The following is a 21,287-nucleotide window of genomic DNA, read 5'->3' on the forward strand; positions in this document are numbered from 1 at the left end:
TGTGATCAAAGCCAGCTTCGCCGCCTGAAACGAACGAGCCCCGCGACTCCGGAAATGGAGTGCGGGGCTCGGGGCGATGCGGGGAAGGCTCACACGTCGGCGGACCGGGCGAGGACGACCAGCCCCGCCCATGCGGAAGGGCTGACCATCAGGGAGGGGCCAGCCGGCCGCTTGCTGTCCCGGACAGGGACGACACCATTCGCGGACGCGTGGTCGGGGGCCCATTCGACGCAAGTGCCACCGTTGTTGCTGTAGGAGGATTTAGCCCAGCGGGATTCGATCGTGGTCGTCATGGGGTGCCCTTTCGTACCTCATTGATCATGTCCACTGATGCCGCTTGTGCCAGTGAGACGGCCTGTAGTTGATGGTAGGCCGTCATCAGGGGCCGAACAGAAGTGGTCTCGCGCTCTAGGTGCCCCTGAGTCTGCGACTCGACGTACGAGACTACGGAGCAATCGGGCAAGGTAAGCAAGTTGACCGGGCGATCAAGCGTCCTGCGTTCTCCGATGTCGTACGGAGCGATATGCAAGACGGTGTTGGGAAGCGCCGCGAACGCCACCAGCCGGTCGAGCTGCGCATCCATAACCTCATGGCCACCGACTGGGCGGCGGATGCAGCTCTCGTCCATCACCACAAGAACCATGGGTGGTTTGGTTCGCACTAGAGCGGCCTGTCGCTCCGCCAGGAACTCGACCCGCTCGCGGGCCTGTTCAGCCGTGATGGCGCCCCTCTGTATCGCGCTCTCCGCCAGGACCTGCGCATAGCCCGACGTTTGCAGCAACCCAGGGATGATTCCTACCTCGTACACCCTGATCTCTGCCGCCCGGCTCTCATACCCGACGTACTCCGGGAATCCCTCCAGCAAGCTTCCGTGCCGGATCTCACTCCACGCTCGTTCGAACGTGTCGGCCGTACCTTCGAGTCCGAGTGCCACGTCAGCGCTGATCGAAAATCGGCGGGTTGGGGGTTTGCGGCCAGTTTCAACCCCTGAGATGTGCCTGCCCGTATACCCCATCCGTTCAGCAAGCTCGTCCTGCGTCCAGTTACGTAACTCTCGCGAGCTGCGCAGGCGTGCTCCGAACGCCGCTTCCGGACTGCTTTCAGGGTTCAACTCCTTGCGGTTTACCAACGTTTCCTCCGCCTCCGCCACGTTGAATGGTTCTCGACTGTAAGTCACGCTGAGCCGCCTTGGTAGTGAAACCACTACGGAGAGGAGTCGTCGGTGAGTTTCGACTATCCTGCCCCCGGCGAATTACCAGTCCGGTCGGTGCTCGCGTGGCCGCCCTGCCGTTGCGGGAACGCGATCTGCCCGGATGGACCCCGTACCGAATCCCCTCAGGACGACTCGCCCGTACTCCAGGACCTGCGCGAACGGGTGCGTGAGGTCAACGAGGAGCACGAGCACTGGCGGGGGCTGTCGTGACCCGGCCGTACGCGCGGCGGGAGTACTACTGCGATGTGATCGCCGAAGGCCCCACGGGCACCGGCACAGGCGGCGGCGCATCCGTCGCCTTCGTTCTCGCGACCAGGTCGGAGATCTCCCCGCGCCGCGCGCTGGCGTGGATGTGCGGGCAGGCGCGGCGGATCGCGGACCGGCTGGACCCCGACCCGAGGTCCGCCCCCTGGGCGCGACCGGTCACCACACACGGACACAGCACCCGGCCCGACGGACCGACCAGGCTCCGCGTCTGGGCCGACGCCGTCGAGCGCAGCACCACCGTCCGCGACCAGCTCAGAACCGGCGCTCCCCTCACCCTCACCGTGGACGACGGGAGCAACGGCGTCTTCCGGCTGGCGATCTGGCCCGTGACCGTACGACTGGGTCCCGAGCCGGAGATATCCACCGACCATCCCCCTCTCGCTCGTCCGAAGACGGTCTCCCCTCAGCCCGGAGGAGTGGTTCGGTGTCCCCGGAACACGGAAGCGATCACCGTCCGACGCGGGAGGCGTTCCTCTGCGGAGTCACGCAGGCGCTGCCGCCCGCTCTGGTCCTGGACGCGTTGACCGCCGCGCCGGTCGACGGCGGTGACATCGACGTCATGACCGGCCTGCGCTGCGAGATCCAGCAGCACCACACCGGACCACACTTCGCCGTCGTACGGCTCCTCTACGCCTTCCGCCCGGACGCCGTATGGACCCGATGGGTCGACGGACACGACCCCGAAACCGTCCTCGTCCTGCCCGACTGCCCCAGGGGCAACAACACACCACCCGGCCAGGACGACCACTGCACCCTCTTCCTCCACCACCCAGGACGCTGCTCCTTCACCCTGACCGACCCCGAGCACGAACAGTTCCTGGCCACCCACCCGCAGTACCAACACCTCTTCCGCAGACCCCCACCAGAGAGTGAGCGACCGATGATCGGACCGAACGGCTGCCAGGAACGACCGATCGAGCTGCCCATGCTCCCGACGCCGGCTCCCCCCGCCCCCACCGACGGCTGCACCCTCTGCGCCCTCCTCGACACCTGGCGCGCAACGCACAACGACCCAGACCACCCCGCGCACGACCCCTCCCGCGCCGTCGACTGCAACATCGAGATCCGCAACCACCCCCACACCCCGCCGAAGATGACCCTGCCCACCAGCACCCCGGACCCGAAGGAGAAGGTCATGACCTCCAACACTCCCGCCAACAGCGGCGGCAACGGGGGCGACGGCCTGCCGGGCCAGCCGTGGCCCGGACCGCCCACCCCGCCCACCCCGGACGGCGGTCCCGGCGTCCCCAACCCGCCGAAGAAGTAGGGCAGTCACCCCGTGACCACCAGCCCCCACCCGGACCGCCCCGGCCGCACCGAGCTGGGGCGGGTCCTCATGGCAGACGGCGCCCTCTCCTCGGACTGGGCCCCCTCCTACGCGGCGGTCCCCCGGTCGGCCTTTCTGCCCGATCTGATGTGGCCCTTCGACATGGCCGCGGGCACGAGCGTCGCCGTGTCCAGAACAGACACCCCCCGCACATGGTTCGAGTACGCGGACTCGGACGTACCCGTCGTCACCCAGTGGGACGACGGGACGCACACCGGAACGGCTCCCGGGCTGGTGCCGACATCATCGGCGTCGATGCCGAGTGTGGTGTTCCGGATGCTCCAGGACCTGGACGTCCAACCCGGGAACCGCGTACTGGAGATCGGTACGGGTACGGGCTGGAACGCCGCGCTGCTCGCCCACCGGCTCGGAGCGGAGAACGTCGTCACGGTGGAGGTGGACGACACGGTCGCCCGGAGGGCGCGGGCCCGCCTCGAACGGTTCGGGTTCGCTGTGAAGGTCGTCCACGGTGACGGATACGAGGGGCACCCCGTGACCGTCCCGTACGACCGGATCATCGCAACCGCCGGAGTGCGCCACATTCCGTTCGCCTGGATCGAGCAGACCCGGCCGACCGGCCTGATCGTCGCCCCCTGGGGCACGCACCACAGCAACGACGACGCGGTGGCACGACTGGTCGTCGCCCGGGACGGCGCCAGCGCCTCGGGGCACTTCACCGGGCCGGTGGAGTTCATGAAACTCCGGTCACAGCGCCTCCCATCCGTCGTCCACGGCGACTACGTCACGGGCGGTCCCGCCGAGCGCGTCGAGTCATGGACCGGCATCACGCAAGAAGCCTTCCTCGGCGGCCGGTTCAGTCCCCAGCGCTTCGCCCTTGGTCTCCGGGTCCCGAACTGCCACAGCGTCGTCGCCGAGCGGCGGGGCGGAGCGACGCCGGTGTGGTTCTACGGGCTCACCGATCGCTCCTGGGCGTGCGTCCTGTTCCGCGACGGCACCCCGGCCCGCGTCTGGCAGGCGGGCCCGCGCCGGCTGTGGGAGGAGGCGGAGACCGCGCACCGGTGGTGGGAGAACGAGGGGAGGCCGGGCCACGAGCGGTTCGGGCTCACCGTGACAGGGTCAGCCCAGTACGCCTGGCTGGACACCCCGGACCACCCCTGGGAGATCCCCCACCCCCACCCCGAATGACCCCCAGGGAGCCCCGCTCCCTCCGCATCGATACGGAGGAAGTCACCCTCCACCCCCGGGCACACCACCCGCTCCCACCCCGGCCGACACCACGACAGCCGACGCCCGAACCCTCAGATCACCACGATGCGATCATCTGGACAGCGTCACCTGTCTATCGTTGTCCCTGAACCCGCCCTCCGGGCGACGTGGCTCTCCATCGCCGCCCTCACACGCCCTATAACGCCAAATGAGACCAATGTCCGAATCTCAGGAAGTGGGCAAAAACCGGCCCCCGCCTGTATAAAGCCGCAGGTCGCGAAGGGTGGTCCCCGCGCACGCGGGGGTGGTCCTGGTCAATTCGGGCGCGGAGTGGCCGCAGATGAGTGGTCCCCGCGCACGCGGGGGTGGTCCCACCCCCGCCCAGGACCTCCACCGCGTCCTCGCAGTGGTCCCCGCGCACGCGGGGGTGGTCCCGGCCGCTCGGGGACGCGTAGGCGTGGGCCCGGGTGGTCCCCGCGCACGCGGGAGTGGTCCTTTTCTGAGACAGGCAGGTCTCAGAGACGACCTGTGGTCCCCACGCACGCGGGGGCTAAGACAACAAGCGGCCGACCGGACCGGCCCTGATGCTCTCCTGCCACGGCGTTCGCTGGACTGGTCTCCCTCGCCCGGCCCAGCCACTTCTAGTCGAACAAACCCGAGCCCCGGCGCTTCCCATCTTCCGGAGCAGTGGGGCTCGGTCATGTCAGGCAACAAGGGTCACGAGACTGCCGGGACTGTCCCCACCGGAGGCGGGGCAGGGACCACGGCCGGGGTCGACATGCCGTTCGCCCTGATATCGAAGTGGTCGATCTCGACGCTTCGGATCAGGACACCGGGCAAGTCTTCAAAGAAGTTGAGAGCTTCCGCAATGGCATCGGTCAGGGTTTCAGCATCGAACAGGCACGTGAACTTGGTCCACCCCGGGCCCTCTTCCACCCCGATACGTCCGTCGTTGAAGCGGTCAAGGTGGTCCACGGTGTCGGACTGCTCTGATGTCAGTGGCTCTTGAAGGTTCAGAGCGAAATACCAGCTACGCACAGTTTCGGTGCCTCTCTGTGAACTGGTCGATTCGGTTCGCCGCGTTTCCCGCGTTCCTGGGAGTGCAGTCCACCCGGTGGGATCCATTACAGGGACAGCAGACGACGAGACCCCACGTATGTCCGTTCTGCTTGCGCGTCACCTTCAGACCCGCTCGCTCTGCGCGTTTCAGCGCCGCCTCAACGTCTTTCTTCTGGTGCCGGTCTCCAAGTGCCATGGCATCACGTCTTACGCGTCGACGACGTGGCACGCTGCCGGGCGGGGGCAAACCGCCTGATCGAGCTACAGCAATCAGGCAGCCAGGTTCAGCGACATTACAACGCGCTGCCACGCGTCCGGTGCCCCCTCGGCGTTCGCCGGACTGGTCTCCCTCGCCTGGTCCGGCAACGTCTAGGCGAACGGCCCCCGAGCCCCGCCGCTTCCCATCTTCCGGAGCGGTGGGGCTCGGTCGTGCCGGCAGGGAGGGTCAGAGAGATCATGGCGCCGGACCAGCATCTCCGCGAGTCGGTGCAGCTCAGCGTTCGCCTTCCGCCTGGCGTGGTGCATGGCGATGAACTGCGACCGGCTACGCGGGGGTGTTCCCCGGAGGCAGGGCCTCGCGGCCAATGCGGTGGTCCCCGCTCCCACCAGGGGCGGTCGCCATGTGGAATACCGACAGATACAGTCCAGCGGCGGCGGAGCGCGCGGTCTGAGAGGGACAGTGGCGGATGATCGAGGCGGAGTTGAAGGCGTTGGTCCACGCGCCCGAGGGGATGCGGCGACGGCTGGACGTCCTCGCGTCCGGACAGTCCTCGCCGAACTGGGCATCGGAGGGCAGGATGTGACGCGAGAGCTGTGCACCGACACGGTACGAACTAGACGCACAGGCGACCCCGGACATTCCTCCGCCCGCCCGGCACCGTACGAGGTGGCCCCTCCGAAGGAGGTTGGTCTGGCAGAAGGGACCACCAAGGCTCGGCTGAGGACCAATGACCTGCCCCAAGAGTCACTCCAACCACAGAAGAGGCTTATGTCCGAATCTCGGGAAGTGGACAAAAACCGGCATCTGCTCGGGTAAAGCCGCAGGTGACGGAGGGTGGTCCCCGCGCACGCGGGGATGTTCCCTGCCGGCCACGCTCGTCCCACTCCATCGCGGCGTGGTCCCCGCGCACGCGGGGATGTTCCCCGACCTCACGTCGGCGTAGATGTTCCGCGCGTGTGGTCCCCGCGCACGCGGGGATGTTCCCAGGGGGGGTGACCAGTGAGCACCCGCCTGACCTGTGGTCCCCGCGCACGCGGGGATGTTCCCTCGCCGCTCTCGCCTATGCGGTCCGCACCGACGTGGTCCCCGCGCACGCGGGGATGTTCCCAGATCGCGAGCCTTGACGATGCCGTGCGAATTGGTGGTCCCCGCGCAGGCGGGGATGTTCCCGACGTCAACCGGGCCGCGCTCGGCGGGATGATGTGGTCCCCGCGCACGCGGGGGTGGGGCGCGAGCCAGGAGGCGTCGGCATCAGTCGGGTGGCCTGATGCCCGGCGTTGGGTTGAGGGCCGCGGTGATCTGGTCCGCCGTCTCCGGGCGGAGCATTCCCAGGTCCACGAACGTGTTCCCGGACGCGGTCACGACCGGCCTGATTGACGTCCACACCCGTTCAGGCAACCCGAGCCCGGCCAGCGCCGACTGGAGTGCCTCGGCCGACGCCACCGCCCGCGCCCGACGGTCTCGCCACACCGGCATGTCCATCACTCACCACCGTGCCCGGCATCGTGACGACGGATCTGCACGCTGCGGTCCGTGGCGCCCGAGAAGTCCCCGACACGGAGATGTGCGGTGCGCCGCTCGGCGAGCACCGCGCACACCCCGCAGCCGGCGACGGGTACTGGCGGCAACAACGGCAACTGGAGATCGACCGAGGACATGCCCGTCATAGCGTCGCCTCCCTCTCATGAGCGTCACCCACGACGCAGCGCGGGCAGGCGCACGGTGGATAGCGCAGGGATTTCGCGACCGGGGCGGGCGGTTGACCAGAGGGAACCGTGATCGTGCGCCTGATCGGGCGGCGCACCCCGTCCGGACTGACCCGATACACCTTGAGCGTCATCACGGGACGTACCTCCCGTCACCGGGCAGACCGAGATCGGATGCGCAAGGGACGCCCTCTCGATCGGCCTCCCTTCTGTTGGTGGTCTTTGACCGTGCGATGGTCGTCATCAGGACCTCACGACGAGTAGAGAGAGGGTCCCAGTCCCAGCGGACAAGGCTTGGGCGAGACAATGTGAGGACCGCTCAGCAGTGCGGCCGACCTTCATGTAACTGGCGATCTTCCGGACACGGCAGGAAATCGCGGGCGGACGATGGTTCAGCGGGATCGGAAATTCACGGCCTTCCGGCGCAACAACAGGCTCAACACTCGATGACGGCTCCGCTACCGTGAGCGAGTGGACCGAAATCACCGGCTTGAGGCCGCGATGATGGAAGACGGCTTTACACAGGCCGAGTTAGTCGAAAAGCTGAACGAGAAGCTCATGGCCGCCGGGTATCAGGGCAGCGTCAGCGATCGGACCGTGCGCTACTGGCTGACCGGAAAAACCCGATGGCCTCAGCAGCGCCAACGGAGCGCCCTGGAGGCAGTATTCGGACGCCCGTCCGTCGAACTCGGCTTTGCACCACCGGAGGTGCCCTTGTTGCGTCGAGCCTTCCTCTCTTCCACAACCGCGGCCAGCGCCGCTCTTTCCTTCCCTGCCGCCGCTGATTCGGGCCGGGTCGGCGGGTCCGATGTGGCCATGCTCCGCTCCAGCCTGGACGGACTCATCGGCCTGGACCAGGCACGCGGAGGTCAGGCCGCACTGGAACGAGCCGCCCTCACGGGGGCGGCCGATTGTCTGGGCAAACTCGACCGAGCGGCCTCACAACGCGTTCGTCAACGGCTTCTCAGTCTCGCCAGCGACTTCAACAGGGCGGCGGCCTGGTCGAACATCGACAACCGGCAGACCGAACGCGCACAGAGCCAGCTCAAGGAAAGTCTCTATCTGGCGCGACTGGCGAACGACAGCACCGCCGAGATGGGCGTATGGAACCTCACCTCGATACTCGCGCGGCAACGCAAGGAATACGGCCACGCGATCGATGCCGCCTACGCCGCCCAGGCCACTACCATCACCCGCCGCGACCCCCTCTTCGCCTCTCTCGCCCACGCCCGTACCGCCGTCAGCCACGCAACGATCAATGACCGACAGTCCGCTTTACGATCACTGGGATTCGCGGAGGACCTGCTGGGCAAGGCCGAAGCCGATATCCCCAGGCCCACCTGGATTGCCTTCTACGGCCCCGCCGAACTACACGCGCTGACCTCAATCGTCCACGACAAGCTCGGCTTCTCGGCTGAGGCGGAAGCGGCCTCCCACCAGGCCCTCGCGGCTCTGCCCCCGCCCTTCCGCCGAAACCGGGCCATGGCGACCATGCGGCTGGCGCTCGCCCAACTCCATCAGCGGGACTCCGAACAGGCATGTGCCACCGCGAGTAGTGCATTCGAGCTGATGGCCCAGGCCCCGCTGCCGGGACGGATGCGCTCGCTCATGGGGGACTTCTACCGTGACCTCATCACGCTCGCGCCGACGGCGGCGGTGACGCGGGAGTGGGGCGACCGATACCGCGACCAGTGGAGCCGACCGTGACCCTCGACCTGCGCCACTTCACCCACGACGACCTGCCGACGATCCGGCAGACGCTCATCGATGTCCACGCGGACGCCTACGCGGACCAGATGGACGACCCCTTCGTCCAGCGATTCCCCTGGTTCGTGGACCACTGGGGAGGCAACCCCGGCTTCTCATGCGTCATCGGCTACGACGGCGGCGAACCGGTCGGCTATGCCTACGGCGCGCCCGCAACCCCGGGCCGGGAATGGTGGCGCGGCCATCTGGAAGTCACCCCCGAGCAGTCATCGACCTTCTCGGTGTCCGAACTCATGGTGCGGCCGAAGTGGCGCAAGACCGGTGCGTCCCAGCGCCTGCACGAAGCGCTTCTCGCCGACCGTGACGAACGCCTGGCCGTCCTGACGGTCGACACCACCCACCCGCGTGTGCAGGCCCTGTACGAGTCCTGGCACTACCGGAAGATCGGCGAGCAGCAGCCGTTCCCGGACTCGCCCCTGTTCTCCGTCATGCTCCGCCACCTGGCCATGCGGCAGCCGTGACTGGGGGGCTTGATACGCGCCGACCGCAACGGCCCGCCCTGGCCGTGCACGTCGCTGCTGGTGGTCCATAGCCGAGCGGATGACCAGGCCCCCGCCTGGGATGGCAGCCCGGAGCTGGACTCACCTCTGCGCTTCTCGGTGATGCCGCCATCTGGACGGCCTCATCGATCTATCGTTGTTGCTGGACCTGCTCTCTGGGCAATGTGGTTCAGCGGTGACGACCCCGCACGTTTCCTCAATGCACTAGAAGAGAGCAATGTCCGAATCTCGGGAAGTGGGCAAAAACCGGCCTCCGCCTGTATAAAGCCGCAGGTCGCGAAAGGTGGTCCCCGCGCACGCGGGGGTGTTCCCGCGCCCGGGTGACGTGGAACGGCGATCTGGTCGTGGTCCCCGCGCACGCGGGGGTGTTCCCTGGCCGCCGCGTTCGGCGGGGTGTACCTGCGAGTGGTCCCCGCGCACGCGGGGGTGTTCCCGCCACCCACCCGAACGTGGCCGCCGCCCGCCTGTGGTCCCCGCGCACGCGGGGGTGTTCCCGCCACCCACCCGAACGTGGCCGCCGCCCGCCTGTGGTCCCCGCGCACGCGGGGGTGTTCCCCCGATCCAGGGCAGGCTCCGGGCGAAGAAGGGTGGTCCCCGCGCACGCGGGGGTGTTCCCGGGAAGCCGTGACCGCCGCCCAGGCTCGGGCGGTGGTCCCCGCGCACGCGGGGGTGTTCCCATCGCGCCCTACGAGGACGCCCAACTCTACACGTGGTCCCCGCGCACGCGGGGGTGTTCCCAGACCCGGGAGGCCCAGGGGAAAGGGCAGCAGGTGGTCCCCGCGCACGCGGGGGTGTTCCCCTCCACCCGGGCGTGGACCCCGGCGAGTCTCAGTGGTCCCCGCGCACGCGGGGGTGTTCCCCAGGGGTTGATCTCCCCCACCGCGTCACCGAAGTGGTCCCCGCGCACGCGGGGGTGTTCCCGCCCCCCTCCGCATACGGAGTAGCGGACCGTCGTGGTCCCCGCGCACGCGGGGGTGTTCCCATGCCACGATTCGCCAGCCCGTGACGTGCCCAGTGGTCCCCGCGCACGCGGGGGTGTTCCCTGGTCCATCGCCCACAACCCGCAGCAGGGGGCGTGGTCCCCGCGCACGCGGGGGTGTTCCCAGGATGTCGCCGGCGCAGACCGTCCTGGCGTCGTGGTCCCCGCGCACGCGGGGCCTCCCCCAGATGGAGCAACAGAGATCAGCCCCTGAGCCGCTAGCTGTCTCGCCGACCGGACCGGCCCTGCCGCTCTCCCCCTCGGCGTTCGCTGGACTGGTCTCCCTCACCCGGTCCAGCAACGTCTAGTCGAAGAAACTCCGAGCAAAGAAACTCCCTAGTCCCGGAACGCAGCCCCGAACTCGCCAGGGCCGGGGGCGATGCCCACGGCGCCCGGCCCGAAGGAGACCGAGCCCGGCGCGACCGGGCCGGCTGCGGTGCCGTCGAAGGCCCATACCGCGCCGGCGTTCGCGTTCTCACCGGGCGCCCCGGCGTACAGCTCGGGCTTTCCGTCGCTGTCGGTGTCGACCGGCTGAAGGGCCCGCCCAAAGAGATCGCCGGCCTCGGCCGCGCCGGGGACGCCCGGGGTGTTCTGGTGGAGTGTCACGGCCCCGGCGCCCGTCGGCCCTCCGGCGCCGCCCCGCAGGAACGCCACGGCACCGTGGTCGGCCCCGGCAACCCCGGCGAAGTCCTCGCCCGGGACGCCCGCGGCGAGGTCCGCATAGCCGTCCCCGTCGAGGTCCGCGACGGCGATGCCGCTGCCGAAGCGGTCCCCGGCCTCGGCCGCGCCGGGTACTCCGGGGGTGTCCTGATTGAGCGGGACGGCCAGCGCGCCGCGGGGGCCCGTGGCGGAGCCGGGGACATAGGTGACGCCGCCACCGAGGGCGGCGGGCGGCTCGGGGTCGGGGATTCCCGTGCCCTCCCGGGGACGGGCCGCCACGATGTCGTCGTACCCGTCCCCGTTGACATCGCCGACGGCCACCTCGTCGGCCTCGACGAACGGCTGGGGCTGGGCGTCGTCCGCCGTGCGCACATACGCGAACTCGTAGGAGAGGCCCTGGGGGCCGCCGGTCAGATGGACCGTTTGGCGCTTGGTGATGCCCTCCTCCGGTCTCGTCGGTGTCCGCGCGGCGACGAGGTCGTCGCGTCCGTCACCGTTGAAGTCGCCGGAGGCGAGATCGGTGATCCGGTGGTCCAGCTCCCACCGGCGGTAGGTCGCCGCAGGTGTGCCGTTCCGCAGGAGCGGGCCGGACAGCACCCGCACGGTCGAGTCCTCCTCGTTGAACGCGAGATCCACGTCCCCGTCGCCGTCGAAGTCCCCGTTCACCAGGGTCCGCCCGGACTCGGCGCCGGGATAGGCGCCGACGATCGCGGCCGCCGCGTCCGTCAGCCCCCCGGCGCCGCCCCAGATCACCATGACCACGCCCTCGGGGCCACCCACGGGCCCGGTCTCGCCGGGGGCGCCGACGGCCAGATCGCTGTAGCCGTCCCGGTCGAAGTCGCCGACGGTCAGGGACTCGCCGAAGCGGTCGTCCTGCTCGGCCTCATCGGGTATACCGGGCGCGTTCTGGTGGAACGTCTGCTTCCGCGCGGTGATGGGGCCGTTCGGCGAGCCGTAAAGCACTGCGACGCTGCCCGCCCGCGCCGCCTGGCCCACCTGGGCGAGGGGCGCGGCGACGACGAGGTCGCGATGGCCGTCGCCGTCGAAGTCCCCGGGGAGGGCGGCGGCGGATGCCCCGGGCGCGGACGCGGGGGCCTGGGCGGGTGCGGCCGTCGCCGCGGGGGAGATGAGCAGGGTCGCGGTGGTGGCCGCGGCGACCAGGGCGCACCCCAGGATGGTTCGCTGTGACGTCATGTCGTGCTCCTCGATGCGGGCGGCGCCGGCCGGGCCGGGCCGCCAGCCGACAGGGACGGCGATGCGGTGCGGGAGGGACGCGGGTGGCGTTCTCCCGTCCTGCCGACAAACGTACGGAGGGGGCGCCCGGTTTCCGCATGATGGTTATCACCCGGGCCATCCGGTGATAGGGGCGCCGGTCAGCGGGGTGCGGTCCGTCAGGTACACGGCCCAACTGCGCCATGCCCAGCATCTATTGTTGTTGCTGGACATGCTCTTTGGGCGACGTGACTCGGCCATGACGGTCCCCGAATGCTCCCTCAACACGCGGGAAGAGAGCTATGTCCGAATCTCGGGAAGTGGGCAAAAACCGGCCCCCGCCTGCATAAAGCCGCAGGTCACGAAGAGTGGTCCCCGCACGCGCGGGGTTGGTCCCGCTTGTCCAGTCCGGAATATCCCCCTCCAATAGTGGTCCCCGCACGCGCGGGGTTAGTCCCGGTCGCGGCCACCGCAGGCACCGTGGCCCGGAGTGGTCCCCGCACGCGCGGGGTTGGTCCCAGCCTGCCGACGGCGCCGCCCTTGCTGCTGCCGTGGTCCCCGCACGCGCGGGGTTGGTCCTAGGACCGGAAACGCCGTCAACCTCGCCCGCCTGTGGTCCCCGCACGCGCGGGGTTGGTCCCCCACAACTCGCTCAGGCGTTCTGGTCTGTGTGGTGGTCCCCGCACGCGCGGGGTTGGTCCATTGCCACAGGGGCATCTGAGCGCCCATCCCTGCGTGGCCCCCGCACGCGCGGGGTTGGTCCGATAGCGGCGTGCTGCGTACGACCGCCCCGCAGGTGGTCCCCGCACGCGCGGGGTTGGTCCCCGACCGAGGTCTCGCCCAAGGAAACCGACGCAGAGGTCCCCGCGCACGCGGGGCCTCCCCCGCCCCCCGCCTTCCGCCCCTCCGGGAACCCGTCCCCCACCCCCCGCCGTCCCTCCCCAACATGAAGCAACAAAGATCAGAACCCCCCTGGGCCACCGGCTGTCTCGTCATCATCGGTGGCGCCGGTGTCGGGTACGGGGCGCAGTGGGTGTCGGGGGAGGCGCGGCGGAGTTGTGCGGTGATTTTGCGGGAGCATCCGAGTCTGTTTGACGGGTGGACGTGGGAGCCGCTGCTGACCGTGGTCTTCGGGATGTTCCTCGGGCTGGTGGCGTGGGGGATACCGGCCGGGGTGGTGCGACGGAGGTCTCGGGGGGTGCGGGTCGTCGTGCCCGGAGTGGTGTTCGGGGTGGCGATGGTCGCGCTGGTGCTGGTGCACTTCGCCTGGCTGGGGACCCCGGCGAACGTCGCCAGCGATCGCCCGGGGGTGTGTACGGAGGAGCATGTCCCGCCCTGGTGGCCCGAACTGTTGCCCACGTGATGGTGGCGGGAGGGCCGAAAACGGTGAGCCAGGCGGAGTGACGGCGGTCACATCAAGATTCTTCCGAAAGTCGCGTCATAGTCGCGCGGCACCCCGCTCTCTCCTTGCGAGGGCCTGATCCGGGGCCCGTTACACGTACAGGAGAAGAGGGCTCACCATGCACTCGATCGTCGAACGCGAGCTGGAGTTGAAGCTGGTCCTGTCGCCGGAGCGGAGCGTTCCCGTGCCCGCGCGGCTGACCTATCGGACGGTGGACCCGTACGCCGTGCATGTCGTCTTCCATGTCGGCTCGGAGAACCCGGTGAAGTGGACCTTCGCCCGTGAGCTGCTGGTGGAGGGGGTCTTCCGGCCCTGCGGGCACGGTGATGTGCGGGTCTGGCCGTCGAAGGTGGACGGGCGGGGTGTCGTGCTGGTGGCGCTCAGTTCGCCTGACGGTGATGCCCTGCTGGAGGCGTCCGCCGCCGTGGTGTCGGCCTGGCTGGAGCGGACCCTGCGGGTGGTGCCCCCGGGCTCGGAGGCCGATTACCTCGGCATCGACGACGGGCTCGCCGAGCTGCTCGCGCCGTATCAGGCCGACGGCCTGTGGGCCCGTGGGCACTCCCCCTCGCGCGGTCAGGAGACCCCCGGGCCCTCGGACGAGTCGCCCGACGGCGATGCCTGATGCCGACCGGTGCTCAGTCCACGATGTACGTGTGGGTGAGGAACTCCAGCGAGTGGCCGTCGGGGTCGTCGATGTAGACCCCACGGCCACCGTGGCTGTGGTTGATCCGCTGCGGTTCGGCGTGCGCCGGGTCGGCCCAGTAGGGGATTCCGCCGTCGGTGATCCTGCCGAAGATGGTGTCGAACTCCTCCTCGGAGACCAGGAAGGCGAGGTGTTGCGAGACGATCTCGCGCCCTGCCGGTGCGTCGAGGTAGTCGAGGGTGACGCCACCGGTCAACGGCAGGCAGGCGAACGGACCGAACGGCTTGGGCTCCGGCTCGCCGATGAGGTCGGCCAGGAAACGGGCCCCGGCGAAACGGTCGCGGCTTTGGACGATGGTGTGGTCGAGCTGAGCCGGCACGGCTCCTCCTTCAGTGGTTCTCACCTGCTGCGGTGGTTCCACGGTAGGAGGGGGAGCCGGGCCGGGGCATCGGGCATTCGCCTTAGTCCTCCGGGCCCAACTCCCGTCCCGTCAAGGGTCGGAGTAAGGCAGGGACTTGAGTCCGAGTGCGGATCGGGCCACCTTGGCTCAGAAGAGCTTTCCGGGGTTGAGGATGCCCAGCGGATCGAAGGTCTGCTTGATCCCGCGCTGCAATTCCACGCCCACCGGCCCCAGTTCGCGGGCCAGCCACTCCTTCTTCAGTACGCCGACGCCGTGTTCACCCGTGATCGTGCCGCCCAGCTCAAGACCGAGCGCCATGATTTCGTCGAACGACTCCCGCGCGCGCCGGGACTCGTCCGCGTCGGCGTGGTCGAAGCAGACCACCGGGTGGGTGTTGCCGTCGCCCGCGTGGGCGCAGACCCCGATCGTCAGACCGTGCTTCGCCGCGATGGCCGCCGTGCCGTCGATCATCGCCCCCAGCTTCGATCTCGGCACACAGACGTCGTCGATCATCGTCGCCGACTTGATCTTCTCCAGCGCGGGCAGCGCCAGCCGCCGCGCCTCCAGCAGCATCTCCGACTCGGCCGCCGTGTCCGCGGGCACGACCTCGGTCGCCCCGGCCGCCCGGCACAGCTCGCCCACCGCCGCCAGATCGGCCGCCGGATCCGGGGTGTCGAAGGCGACGAGGAGCAGGGCCTCGGTCGTGTCCGGCAGGCCCATCCGCGCCATCGCGTTCACCGCCCGTACCGTCGTACGGTCCATCAGCTCCAGCAGCGACGGGGTGTGGCCGCGTTCCATGATCGCGCAAATCGCGTCGCAGGCCGCAGCGGCGGAGTCGAACTCCGCCCCCAGCACCAACTGCTCCGGTGGCTGCGGGCGCAGGCCCAGCACCGCCTTGACGACGATGCCGAGGCTGCCCTCGGAGCCGACGAAGAGCCGGGTGAGGTCATAGCCGGCGACCCCCTTGGCGGTACGGCGGCCGGTGCTCAGCAGCCGCCCGTCCGCGAGGACCACCTCCAGGCCGAGCACATACTCCGCCGTCACCCCGTACTTCACACAGCACAGGCCGCCTGAGGCCGTGCCGATGTTCCCGCCGATGGTGCAGGTCTCCCAGCTCGACGGGTCCGGGGGGTAGCAGAGGCCGTACTCGTTCACCGCGCGGGAGAGCACCGCGTTGATCACTCCCGGCTCCACGACCGCGATCCGGTCGACCGGGCTGATCTCCAGGATGCGGTCCATCTTCGTCAGCGAGAGCACCACACAGCCGTCGGTGGCGTTGGCCGCGCCGGAGAGTCCGGTACGGGCGCCCTGCGGGACGACCGGGACCCGCAGCGCCGTCGCCGTCCGCATCACGTGCTGGACCTGCTCGACCGTGCGCGGCAGCACGACGACGGCGGGGGTGCCCGCCGCGCAGAAGCTGGCCATGTCACTCCCGTACGACACCATGACGTCCGGGTCGGTGATCAGGGCCTCGGGGGGCAGTCCGGCACGCAGCCGTTCGAGAAGGTCGTCCATGATCCCAGCGTCGCACCCGGGGCCATCGGTGTGAACCCGTCAGCCATTCCGCTTCACGAACCGGGAGCATTCTTCGTATGTACTGATTACTGACGCACAGTGAGCGCCATGAACAGCGAACACCTGAAGAACGCCGCCGTCGGGGCGCTGGTCGTCGCGACGCTCGTCACCGGGGTGATCGTGCTCGCGCCCGGCGACGGACGGGACGACCGACCCGCTCCGACCCCTGCCGCCCGCGCCCGGGCGGCTGCCGCGGCGGGAGCACCGGCCGCCCTGCCCGATCTGAACGCTCTCATCACCGACCGAGAACGCCGGCTGCGCGCCCGCCCCCGGGACGACGAATCCTGGGCGGTCCTGGGGGCCGCATACGCCGAGCGGGGCACCCGGCTGGGCGACTGGGCCTCCTTCCCGAAGGCGGAGACCGCACTGCGGCGCTCCCTGGAGCTGCGCCCCGGGGACCGGGGAAACACGGACGCGCTGCTCGGTCTCGCCGCCCTCGCCAACGCGCGCCAGGACTTCCGCGCGGCCCGCACCTGGGCGCAGCGGGCGGAGAAGCAGCGGCCACGGCAGTGGACCGTGTATCCGGCACTGATCGACGCGTACAGCGGGCTCGGTGACTACGAATCGGCGGGCAAGTCCCTCGACCGGCTCACCCGGCTGCACTCCGGTTCGCGGGCGCGGGCCGCCTCCGCGCGGATCTACCGCGACCTCGGCTGGCGCGAGGACGCGGCGGCGAACGCGTACGACGCGGTGGGCGGCGCGCAGGGGCCCATGGAGAAGGCGGTGGCGCTGCGCGTGCTCGGGGACCTGGCGTGGGAGCGGGGTGAGCCGGCTGAGGCGATCGAGAGCTACGACCACGCGCTGCGGCTGGTCCCGGACCACCATCCGGCGCTGGCCTCGCGGGCGCGGGCGCTGGCGTCCCTGGGCCGTACGGACGAGGCGTTCCGCGACTACCGGGCGGCGTTCGCGCGGCACCCGCTGCCCGAATACGCCCTGGAGACGGGCGAGTTGTACGAGTCGCTCGGGCTCGACACGGACGCGCAGGCGCAGTACGCGGCGATGCGGGCGGCGGCCGGGCAGGCGGCGGCGAACGGGGTGGACACCGATCTGACCCTGGCCCGCTGGGAGGCCGACCACGGCGCGCCGGAGTCGGCGATCGACCGCCTCAGGCCGGAGTGGATCGCGGGCCGCCGCACTCCGCAACTGGCCGACGCGTTGGGCTGGGCGTTCTTCAAGGCGGGCCGGTCGAAGGACGCGCTGCCGTACGCGCGCAAGGCGGTGGAGGGGTTGCGGACTCCGCTGATCCTCTACCACCGGGGCGAGATCGAACGCGCCCGGGGCCGGTACGGGCCCGCCCGCCGCCATATCGGCCAGGCGCTCCGGGTGAACCCGTACTTCTCCCCGCTGCTGGCTCCGCTGGCACGGAACGCGCTGGCGGCGCTCGGGGAGCCGCCGCCGGGCGGGCCGAAGAAGATGACGGGTAGGGAGGGCAGGGAGGGGAAGTCCGGGAGTGGTGCGCGGCGGGATGCGGCCGGGGTGGAGGGGACGAGCAGGCTGGACGGGACGGTGGGGAGTGGAGGGACAGCGGGGAATGGAGGGGTGGGGAGGTGAATCCCGGGGGCGAGGCTCAGGAGCCCGGGGGGGGCGAGGCTCAGGGGGTCCCGGGGCCAGGGCTCGGGGCCCCGGGGGCGTCCCCGGGGTGCCCGCGCGGGGCGGCCGTTACGCCAGCTTCGCGTAGACGATCAGGTTGTCCACCGGGTGCCCCGCCGCGTCGAACTCCCCGTCGCAGGTGATCAACCGCAGCTCGCGGCCGTTCGTCGGGCCGTAGACCCGCTGCGTCGGGAACGCCTTCTTGCTGACCGTCTCCGTACCCGTGACCGTGAACCGCGCGATGGCGCCCTTGTCGTTGCGTACGGTGATGTCCGCGCCCTTGCCGATCTTCTTCAGGTCGTGGAAGACGGCCCGGCCGAACTTGGTGTCGTTATGGCCGATGATCACGGACGGGCCGGGCTCACCGGGGACGGCCGCTCCCGTGTACCAGCCCGCCGTCATGCCCTTCTCGGGCGGCGGGACCTCGACCGTGCCGTCCGGGTTGAGGCCGAGCCGCATCAGCGCGCTGGTGACGCTGATCGAGGGGATCGACACCTCGACCGGAGCGGCGGCGGCAGGGCCGGACGGTGACGCGGGGGTCTCGCCTTGAGATGTGGGCGGGGATGTGGGCGAGGTGCCGGATTTCGCGGAGTCCGATTGCGTGGCGTCGGACTTCGCGGTCTCGTAGGTCGCGGGGTCGGATTTCGCGGCCGGCGTCGGGGTGGTCGAACAGGCCGTGGCGGTGAGGGCGAGGCAGAGCAGCGCGGGCACGGCGATGGTCCGGAGGCGCGCACGGGACACATGGGGTGCGTGGGATGCACGGGATTCGTGGGATGCGCAGGGTGCAGTACGGGGCGTTCGGGGCGAACGAGGCATCAGAGCGGGCTCCAGGGGCGGACGGCCGGTGTGCCGGGGCCACCGGCTCCGTTTCTCGGTGGAGCCAGGGGCCCCGGCACGGGGGTCACACGGGTGTCACACGGGCGGCGGAGGTCAGTTGGCGGTGGCGCGGCGGCGCACCACGAACGTGCCGGCGCCCGCCAGCAGCGCGAAGCCGATAGCCGATCCGGCGATGGCGGCGGTGGAGTTCCCGCTCACCTCGGCCGGACGGTCGCCCGCGGCGACACCGCCCCGGGGCGGCCGGGTGGCTCCAGCGCGCTTGCTCTCCGCCGCGGGCTGGCCGACGGCCGGCGCCGGCGTGGCCCTCTTCGGGTCCACCGCGGGCTTGTCGCCCGCCGCGACACCGCCGCGCGGAGTGACCGCGCCGTCCTTACCGCCCTGCACCACGGGCTTTTCACCCGCGGCGACACCGCCGCGCGGAGTGGTGACCGGGCCGCCCTTACCCCTCTCCACCACGGGCTTGTCGCCCGCCGCCACACCGCCGCGCGGAGTGACCACGGCTCCGTTCGCCCCGGCGCCGGGGCGCTCGACCGAGAGGTCCACCTTCGCGGGCGCAGACGGCTTCGCCGGCGCGGCCGACGGTGTCGGGGACGCGTCTGCGAACGCGCTCGTCGCGGGGGCGAGCACGGCCGCCGCGGTCATCGTGGCGATCATCAGGGCACGCGGGGAGAGTCGATGGGTCAGGCGCATAGGAAGTGCTCCAGTCCGGCTCGGGTCAGTGGTGCCGGGAAGGGGATTCGCCGCACGAACACCGTGCGCGCCGTGCCCTCTCCGGCCTGAACGCCAGGCTGGACTGAAGATATGAAGAACCTGTCAGCTCGTTGTCGTCCCCGTATCAGCCCCCGAGACCGCGGCGGCGGAGGGCCGTCCGGAGCCCGGGTCCGGGTCGGGGTCGGGGACCGGGCCGGACCCGGGGAGCCGGAGGGTGAACACCGCCCCCTCCCCCGCCGCACTCGCCACGCCCACCGAACCCCCGTGCGCCTCCATCAGCTTCCGTACGATCGCGAGGCCGAGTCCGCTGCCGCCGGTACGCCGGTTCCGGGACTTCTCCGCCCGCCAGAAACGGTCGAAGACATACGGCAGGTCCTCGGCCGGGATGCCCCGCCCGGTGTCCGTGACCGCCACGGCCACCTCGCCCTCCACCCCGTACGCCCGCAGCGTGACCGTGCCCCCGCGCGGTGTGTACCGGACGGCGTTGGAGACCAGATTGCCCACCGCCTGGCGCAGCCGGACGGGGTCGGCCGTCAGCGCGGGCGCCGGGTCCGGCACGGAGACCGTCAGGGTGACGGCCGCCTGGTCCGCCCGGCCCTGGTGCGCGGCGGCGACCTGGCCGAGCAGTTCGCCGATCCGGACCGGTTCGGGGTGCAGCCGCAGCGCGCCCGCGTCCGCCTCCGCCAGATCCTGGAGGTCGTCGATGATGTGCTGGAGCTGGACCGCCTCCTCCAGCAGCGAGGAGACGAACGCCGGGTCGGGGTCGGCCAGTCCGTCCTGCGCCGCCTCCAGCCAGCCGCGGATATTGCTCAGCGGGGTACGCAGCTCATGGGCCACATCGCTGACCATCGCCCGCCGCTGGGACTCCAGCCGGGCCCGGTGCGCGACCATGTCGTTGAAGGCGGCGGCCAGTCGGCCGACCTCGTTGTCCGTGGTGACCGGTACGGGCTCGGACGTGGCGCCGTCCTTCATCCGCTGCGCCGCGCCGGTGAGCGCGCGCAGCGGGCGGACGAGCCGGGTGGCGGCCAGCAGCGTCGCGCCGACGGTCAGGGCCAGGACGAGCGCGGCGACACCGACGATGCGCGCGGTGTTCGCCGGGGAGAGGTCGAAGCCGGGGACGGTCGTCCCATCGGGGGCGGCGATGAACAGCAGCGCGGGAGGGGAGACATGGGAGTCGAGCTGTTCCCGGCGGGAGCGTTCCACACAGGTCGCGACCTCCCGGTCGTCGATGTGGGCGCGCGCCCCGGCGCCGAGATCGGCGCGTGGCATCACGGCTGCGGACGGTACGACCGGGGCCGGGCTCTTCTCCCGCACCTCGGGGGCGGGCATGGGCCGTCCCGGCGAATCGGCGTCGCCCCGCCAGGACAGGTCAAGACCCAGCTTCACACCGTCCCGGTTCTTCCGCTTGAGGCAGTCGTCGGACATCCGGTTGAGCTCGGCGAGCGCCTTGGCCTCGGTGGGGGTGGGCTCGTCCAGTGCCGTGAGCGAACAGCGGGTGCCGTCGACGCGGTCGCTCTCGCCGCCCAGGATCCGCAGCCGCGAACGGCCGCTGGGGGTGGCGATCGGGTCGGCCGTCACACCCCACTCGCGGAGGCAGGTCACGGCGCTCGCGGCGAGCTTGCGCGACCGGTCGCTCTCGGCCTTGGTCAGCCGGAAGGGGCCGACCGCGCGGGCGTCGATGCCGTCCGTGGCGCCACCGTCGCCGTGCGGGGTGGTGGGGACGAGGGCCGTGTCCGCGCTGAGCGGGTCGACCACGGCGGACGCCTGCTCGGGGAGCGCGGGTGGAGTGGGCTCGGTGGCGGAGTCCGCGATGGGCCGGCGATCCTGCGTCGTGAGGGCGATCCGCCGACCGGTCTCCTGGGCGAGCCGGTCCACGGTCGCCCGTACACCGTCCCACCGGGGGTGGGTCGCGGCGTAACCGCGCAGGGTGTCGTGGATACGGGCGTCGTCGGTGAGGTTCTGGCCCTGCTCCTGTTTGATGGCGCCGGAGGTGGTCTGGACGGCGAGCCAGGCGGTGGCCGTCACCGAACAGGCGGCGACGAGGGCGGATAC

At 70.6% G+C, this 21,287-nt stretch carries 21 protein-coding genes and 4 CRISPR repeat arrays; of the genes, 9 read left to right on the plus strand and 12 right to left on the minus strand.

All coding sequences use genetic code 11. The features are described 5' to 3' along the window. Positions 1-89: 89 nt before the first annotated feature. Positions 90-293: a DUF397 domain-containing protein gene (locus ACH4S7_RS06360; protein ID WP_398519886.1), complete on the minus strand. Its 204-nt coding sequence runs from the start codon at positions 291-293 to the stop codon at positions 90-92. Beyond that, a complete protein-coding gene (locus tag ACH4S7_RS06365; RefSeq protein WP_398520052.1) occupies positions 290-1,129 on the minus strand; it encodes a helix-turn-helix domain-containing protein in 840 nt (279 codons plus the stop codon). The genes ACH4S7_RS06360 and ACH4S7_RS06365 overlap by 4 nt, the downstream gene beginning before the upstream one ends. Before the next feature lie 93 nt (positions 1,130-1,222). Here ACH4S7_RS06365 and ACH4S7_RS06370 point away from each other — a divergent pair, with 93 nt between their 5' ends. The 4 genes from ACH4S7_RS06370 (at position 1,223) to ACH4S7_RS06385 (ending at position 3,953) form a co-directional block, all read left to right on the plus strand. Then, on the plus strand, positions 1,223-1,423 hold the full coding sequence (locus ACH4S7_RS06370; protein ID WP_398519887.1) for a hypothetical protein: 201 nt from the start codon (positions 1,223-1,225) through the stop codon (positions 1,421-1,423). Continuing rightward, on the plus strand, positions 1,420-2,004 hold the full coding sequence (locus ACH4S7_RS06375) for a hypothetical protein (protein ID WP_398519888.1): 585 nt from the start codon (positions 1,420-1,422) through the stop codon (positions 2,002-2,004). The genes ACH4S7_RS06370 and ACH4S7_RS06375 overlap by 4 nt, the downstream gene beginning before the upstream one ends. Next, positions 1,905-2,747 (plus strand): hypothetical protein, encoded by an 843-nt coding sequence (locus ACH4S7_RS06380; RefSeq protein WP_398519889.1) that lies wholly within the window; start codon positions 1,905-1,907, stop codon positions 2,745-2,747. Before ACH4S7_RS06375 ends, ACH4S7_RS06380 begins: the two co-directional genes overlap by 100 nt. A gap of 69 nt (positions 2,748-2,816) precedes the next feature. Continuing rightward, the gene (locus ACH4S7_RS06385; RefSeq protein ID WP_398520053.1) at positions 2,817-3,953 is read left to right on the plus strand and encodes a methyltransferase domain-containing protein; all 1,137 of its coding nucleotides are present in this window, start codon (positions 2,817-2,819) and stop codon (positions 3,951-3,953) included. Between the two features lie 304 nt (positions 3,954-4,257). After that, positions 4,258-4,530: direct repeats of the CRISPR family, unit length 28 nt; unit sequence GTGGTCCCCGCGCACGCGGGGGTGGTCC. A 161-nt stretch (positions 4,531-4,691) separates the two neighbouring features. Here ACH4S7_RS06385 and ACH4S7_RS06390 read toward each other — a convergent pair. From ACH4S7_RS06390 to ACH4S7_RS06405, 4 genes are all read right to left on the minus strand, one after another. Beyond that, positions 4,692-5,099 (minus strand): hypothetical protein, encoded by a 408-nt coding sequence (locus ACH4S7_RS06390; RefSeq protein ID WP_398519890.1) that lies wholly within the window; start codon positions 5,097-5,099, stop codon positions 4,692-4,694. Then, on the minus strand, positions 5,005-5,229 hold the full coding sequence (locus tag ACH4S7_RS06395; RefSeq protein ID WP_398519891.1) for a hypothetical protein: 225 nt from the start codon (positions 5,227-5,229) through the stop codon (positions 5,005-5,007). The genes ACH4S7_RS06390 and ACH4S7_RS06395 overlap by 95 nt, the downstream gene beginning before the upstream one ends. A gap of 858 nt (positions 5,230-6,087) precedes the next feature. After that, positions 6,088-6,484: direct repeats of the CRISPR family, unit length 29 nt; unit sequence GTGGTCCCCGCGCACGCGGGGATGTTCCC. Positions 6,485-6,504: 20 nt separating this feature from the next. Continuing rightward, positions 6,505-6,735: a hypothetical protein gene (locus ACH4S7_RS06400; protein WP_398519892.1), complete on the minus strand. Its 231-nt coding sequence runs from the start codon at positions 6,733-6,735 to the stop codon at positions 6,505-6,507. Continuing rightward, positions 6,735-6,920, minus strand: coding sequence for a hypothetical protein (locus ACH4S7_RS06405; protein WP_398519893.1), 186 nt, complete (start codon positions 6,918-6,920; stop codon positions 6,735-6,737). The genes ACH4S7_RS06400 and ACH4S7_RS06405 overlap by 1 nt, the downstream gene beginning before the upstream one ends. Positions 6,921-7,430: 510 nt before the next feature. Here ACH4S7_RS06405 and ACH4S7_RS06410 point away from each other — a divergent pair. Both ACH4S7_RS06410 and ACH4S7_RS06415 read left to right on the plus strand, forming a co-directional pair. After that, complete coding sequence (locus ACH4S7_RS06410; RefSeq protein WP_398519894.1) at positions 7,431-8,666, plus strand: XRE family transcriptional regulator; 1,236 nt, start codon at positions 7,431-7,433, stop codon at positions 8,664-8,666. After that, a complete protein-coding gene (locus ACH4S7_RS06415; protein ID WP_398519895.1) occupies positions 8,663-9,187 on the plus strand; it encodes a GNAT family N-acetyltransferase in 525 nt (174 codons plus the stop codon). Before ACH4S7_RS06410 ends, ACH4S7_RS06415 begins: the two co-directional genes overlap by 4 nt. A 322-nt stretch (positions 9,188-9,509) precedes the next feature. After that, positions 9,510-10,391: a CRISPR direct-repeat array (repeat unit 29 nt; unit sequence GTGGTCCCCGCGCACGCGGGGGTGTTCCC). A gap of 150 nt (positions 10,392-10,541) precedes the next feature. On the opposite strand, the gene ACH4S7_RS06420 is transcribed toward ACH4S7_RS06415, so the two are convergent. Next, positions 10,542-12,059 (minus strand): FG-GAP-like repeat-containing protein, encoded by a 1,518-nt coding sequence (locus ACH4S7_RS06420; protein ID WP_398519896.1) that lies wholly within the window; start codon positions 12,057-12,059, stop codon positions 10,542-10,544. A gap of 386 nt (positions 12,060-12,445) precedes the next feature. After that, a CRISPR array of direct repeats spans positions 12,446-12,962; the repeat unit is 28 nt; unit sequence GTGGTCCCCGCACGCGCGGGGTTGGTCC. Positions 12,963-13,023: 61 nt separating this feature from the next. On the opposite strand from ACH4S7_RS06420, the gene ACH4S7_RS06425 reads away from it, so the two are divergent. Together ACH4S7_RS06425 and ACH4S7_RS06430 are read left to right on the plus strand one after the other, a co-directional pair. After that, positions 13,024-13,440 (plus strand): hypothetical protein, encoded by a 417-nt coding sequence (locus tag ACH4S7_RS06425; protein WP_398519897.1) that lies wholly within the window; start codon positions 13,024-13,026, stop codon positions 13,438-13,440. Positions 13,441-13,597: 157 nt separating this feature from the next. Then, positions 13,598-14,101: an SsgA family sporulation/cell division regulator gene (locus ACH4S7_RS06430; RefSeq protein WP_398519898.1), complete on the plus strand. Its 504-nt coding sequence runs from the start codon at positions 13,598-13,600 to the stop codon at positions 14,099-14,101. A gap of 13 nt (positions 14,102-14,114) precedes the next feature. On the opposite strand, the gene ACH4S7_RS06435 is transcribed toward ACH4S7_RS06430, so the two are convergent. Further along, a complete protein-coding gene (locus tag ACH4S7_RS06435; protein ID WP_398519899.1) occupies positions 14,115-14,501 on the minus strand; it encodes a VOC family protein in 387 nt (128 codons plus the stop codon). A gap of 168 nt (positions 14,502-14,669) precedes the next feature. After that, positions 14,670-16,037 carry an FAD-binding oxidoreductase gene (locus ACH4S7_RS06440; RefSeq protein ID WP_398519900.1) on the minus strand — a complete coding sequence of 456 codons (1,368 nt, stop codon included), beginning with the start codon at positions 16,035-16,037 and terminating at the stop codon, positions 14,670-14,672. A gap of 108 nt (positions 16,038-16,145) precedes the next feature. On the opposite strand from ACH4S7_RS06440, the gene ACH4S7_RS06445 reads away from it, so the two are divergent. Beyond that, positions 16,146-17,648, plus strand: coding sequence for a tetratricopeptide repeat protein (locus ACH4S7_RS06445; RefSeq protein ID WP_398519901.1), 1,503 nt, complete (start codon positions 16,146-16,148; stop codon positions 17,646-17,648). 108 nt (positions 17,649-17,756) lie between these two features. Here the strand turns inward: ACH4S7_RS06445 and ACH4S7_RS06450 are convergent, their stop codons facing one another. The 3 genes from ACH4S7_RS06450 to ACH4S7_RS06460 form a co-directional block, all read right to left on the minus strand. After that, entirely contained in the window at positions 17,757-18,428 is a 672-nt protein-coding gene (locus ACH4S7_RS06450; protein ID WP_398519902.1) for a class F sortase, read from the minus strand. 189 nt (positions 18,429-18,617) lie between these two features. Further along, positions 18,618-19,214 carry a hypothetical protein gene (locus ACH4S7_RS06455; RefSeq protein WP_398519903.1) on the minus strand — a complete coding sequence of 199 codons (597 nt, stop codon included), beginning with the start codon at positions 19,212-19,214 and terminating at the stop codon, positions 18,618-18,620. Positions 19,215-19,337: 123 nt separating this feature from the next. Next, positions 19,338-21,260 (minus strand): sensor histidine kinase, encoded by a 1,923-nt coding sequence (locus ACH4S7_RS06460; protein WP_398519904.1) that lies wholly within the window; start codon positions 21,258-21,260, stop codon positions 19,338-19,340. Positions 21,261-21,287 lie beyond the last annotated feature (27 nt).

This window comes from Streptomyces sp. NPDC020965, from assembly GCF_044333555.1.
GTDB lineage: Bacteria > Actinomycetota > Actinomycetes > Streptomycetales > Streptomycetaceae > Streptomyces.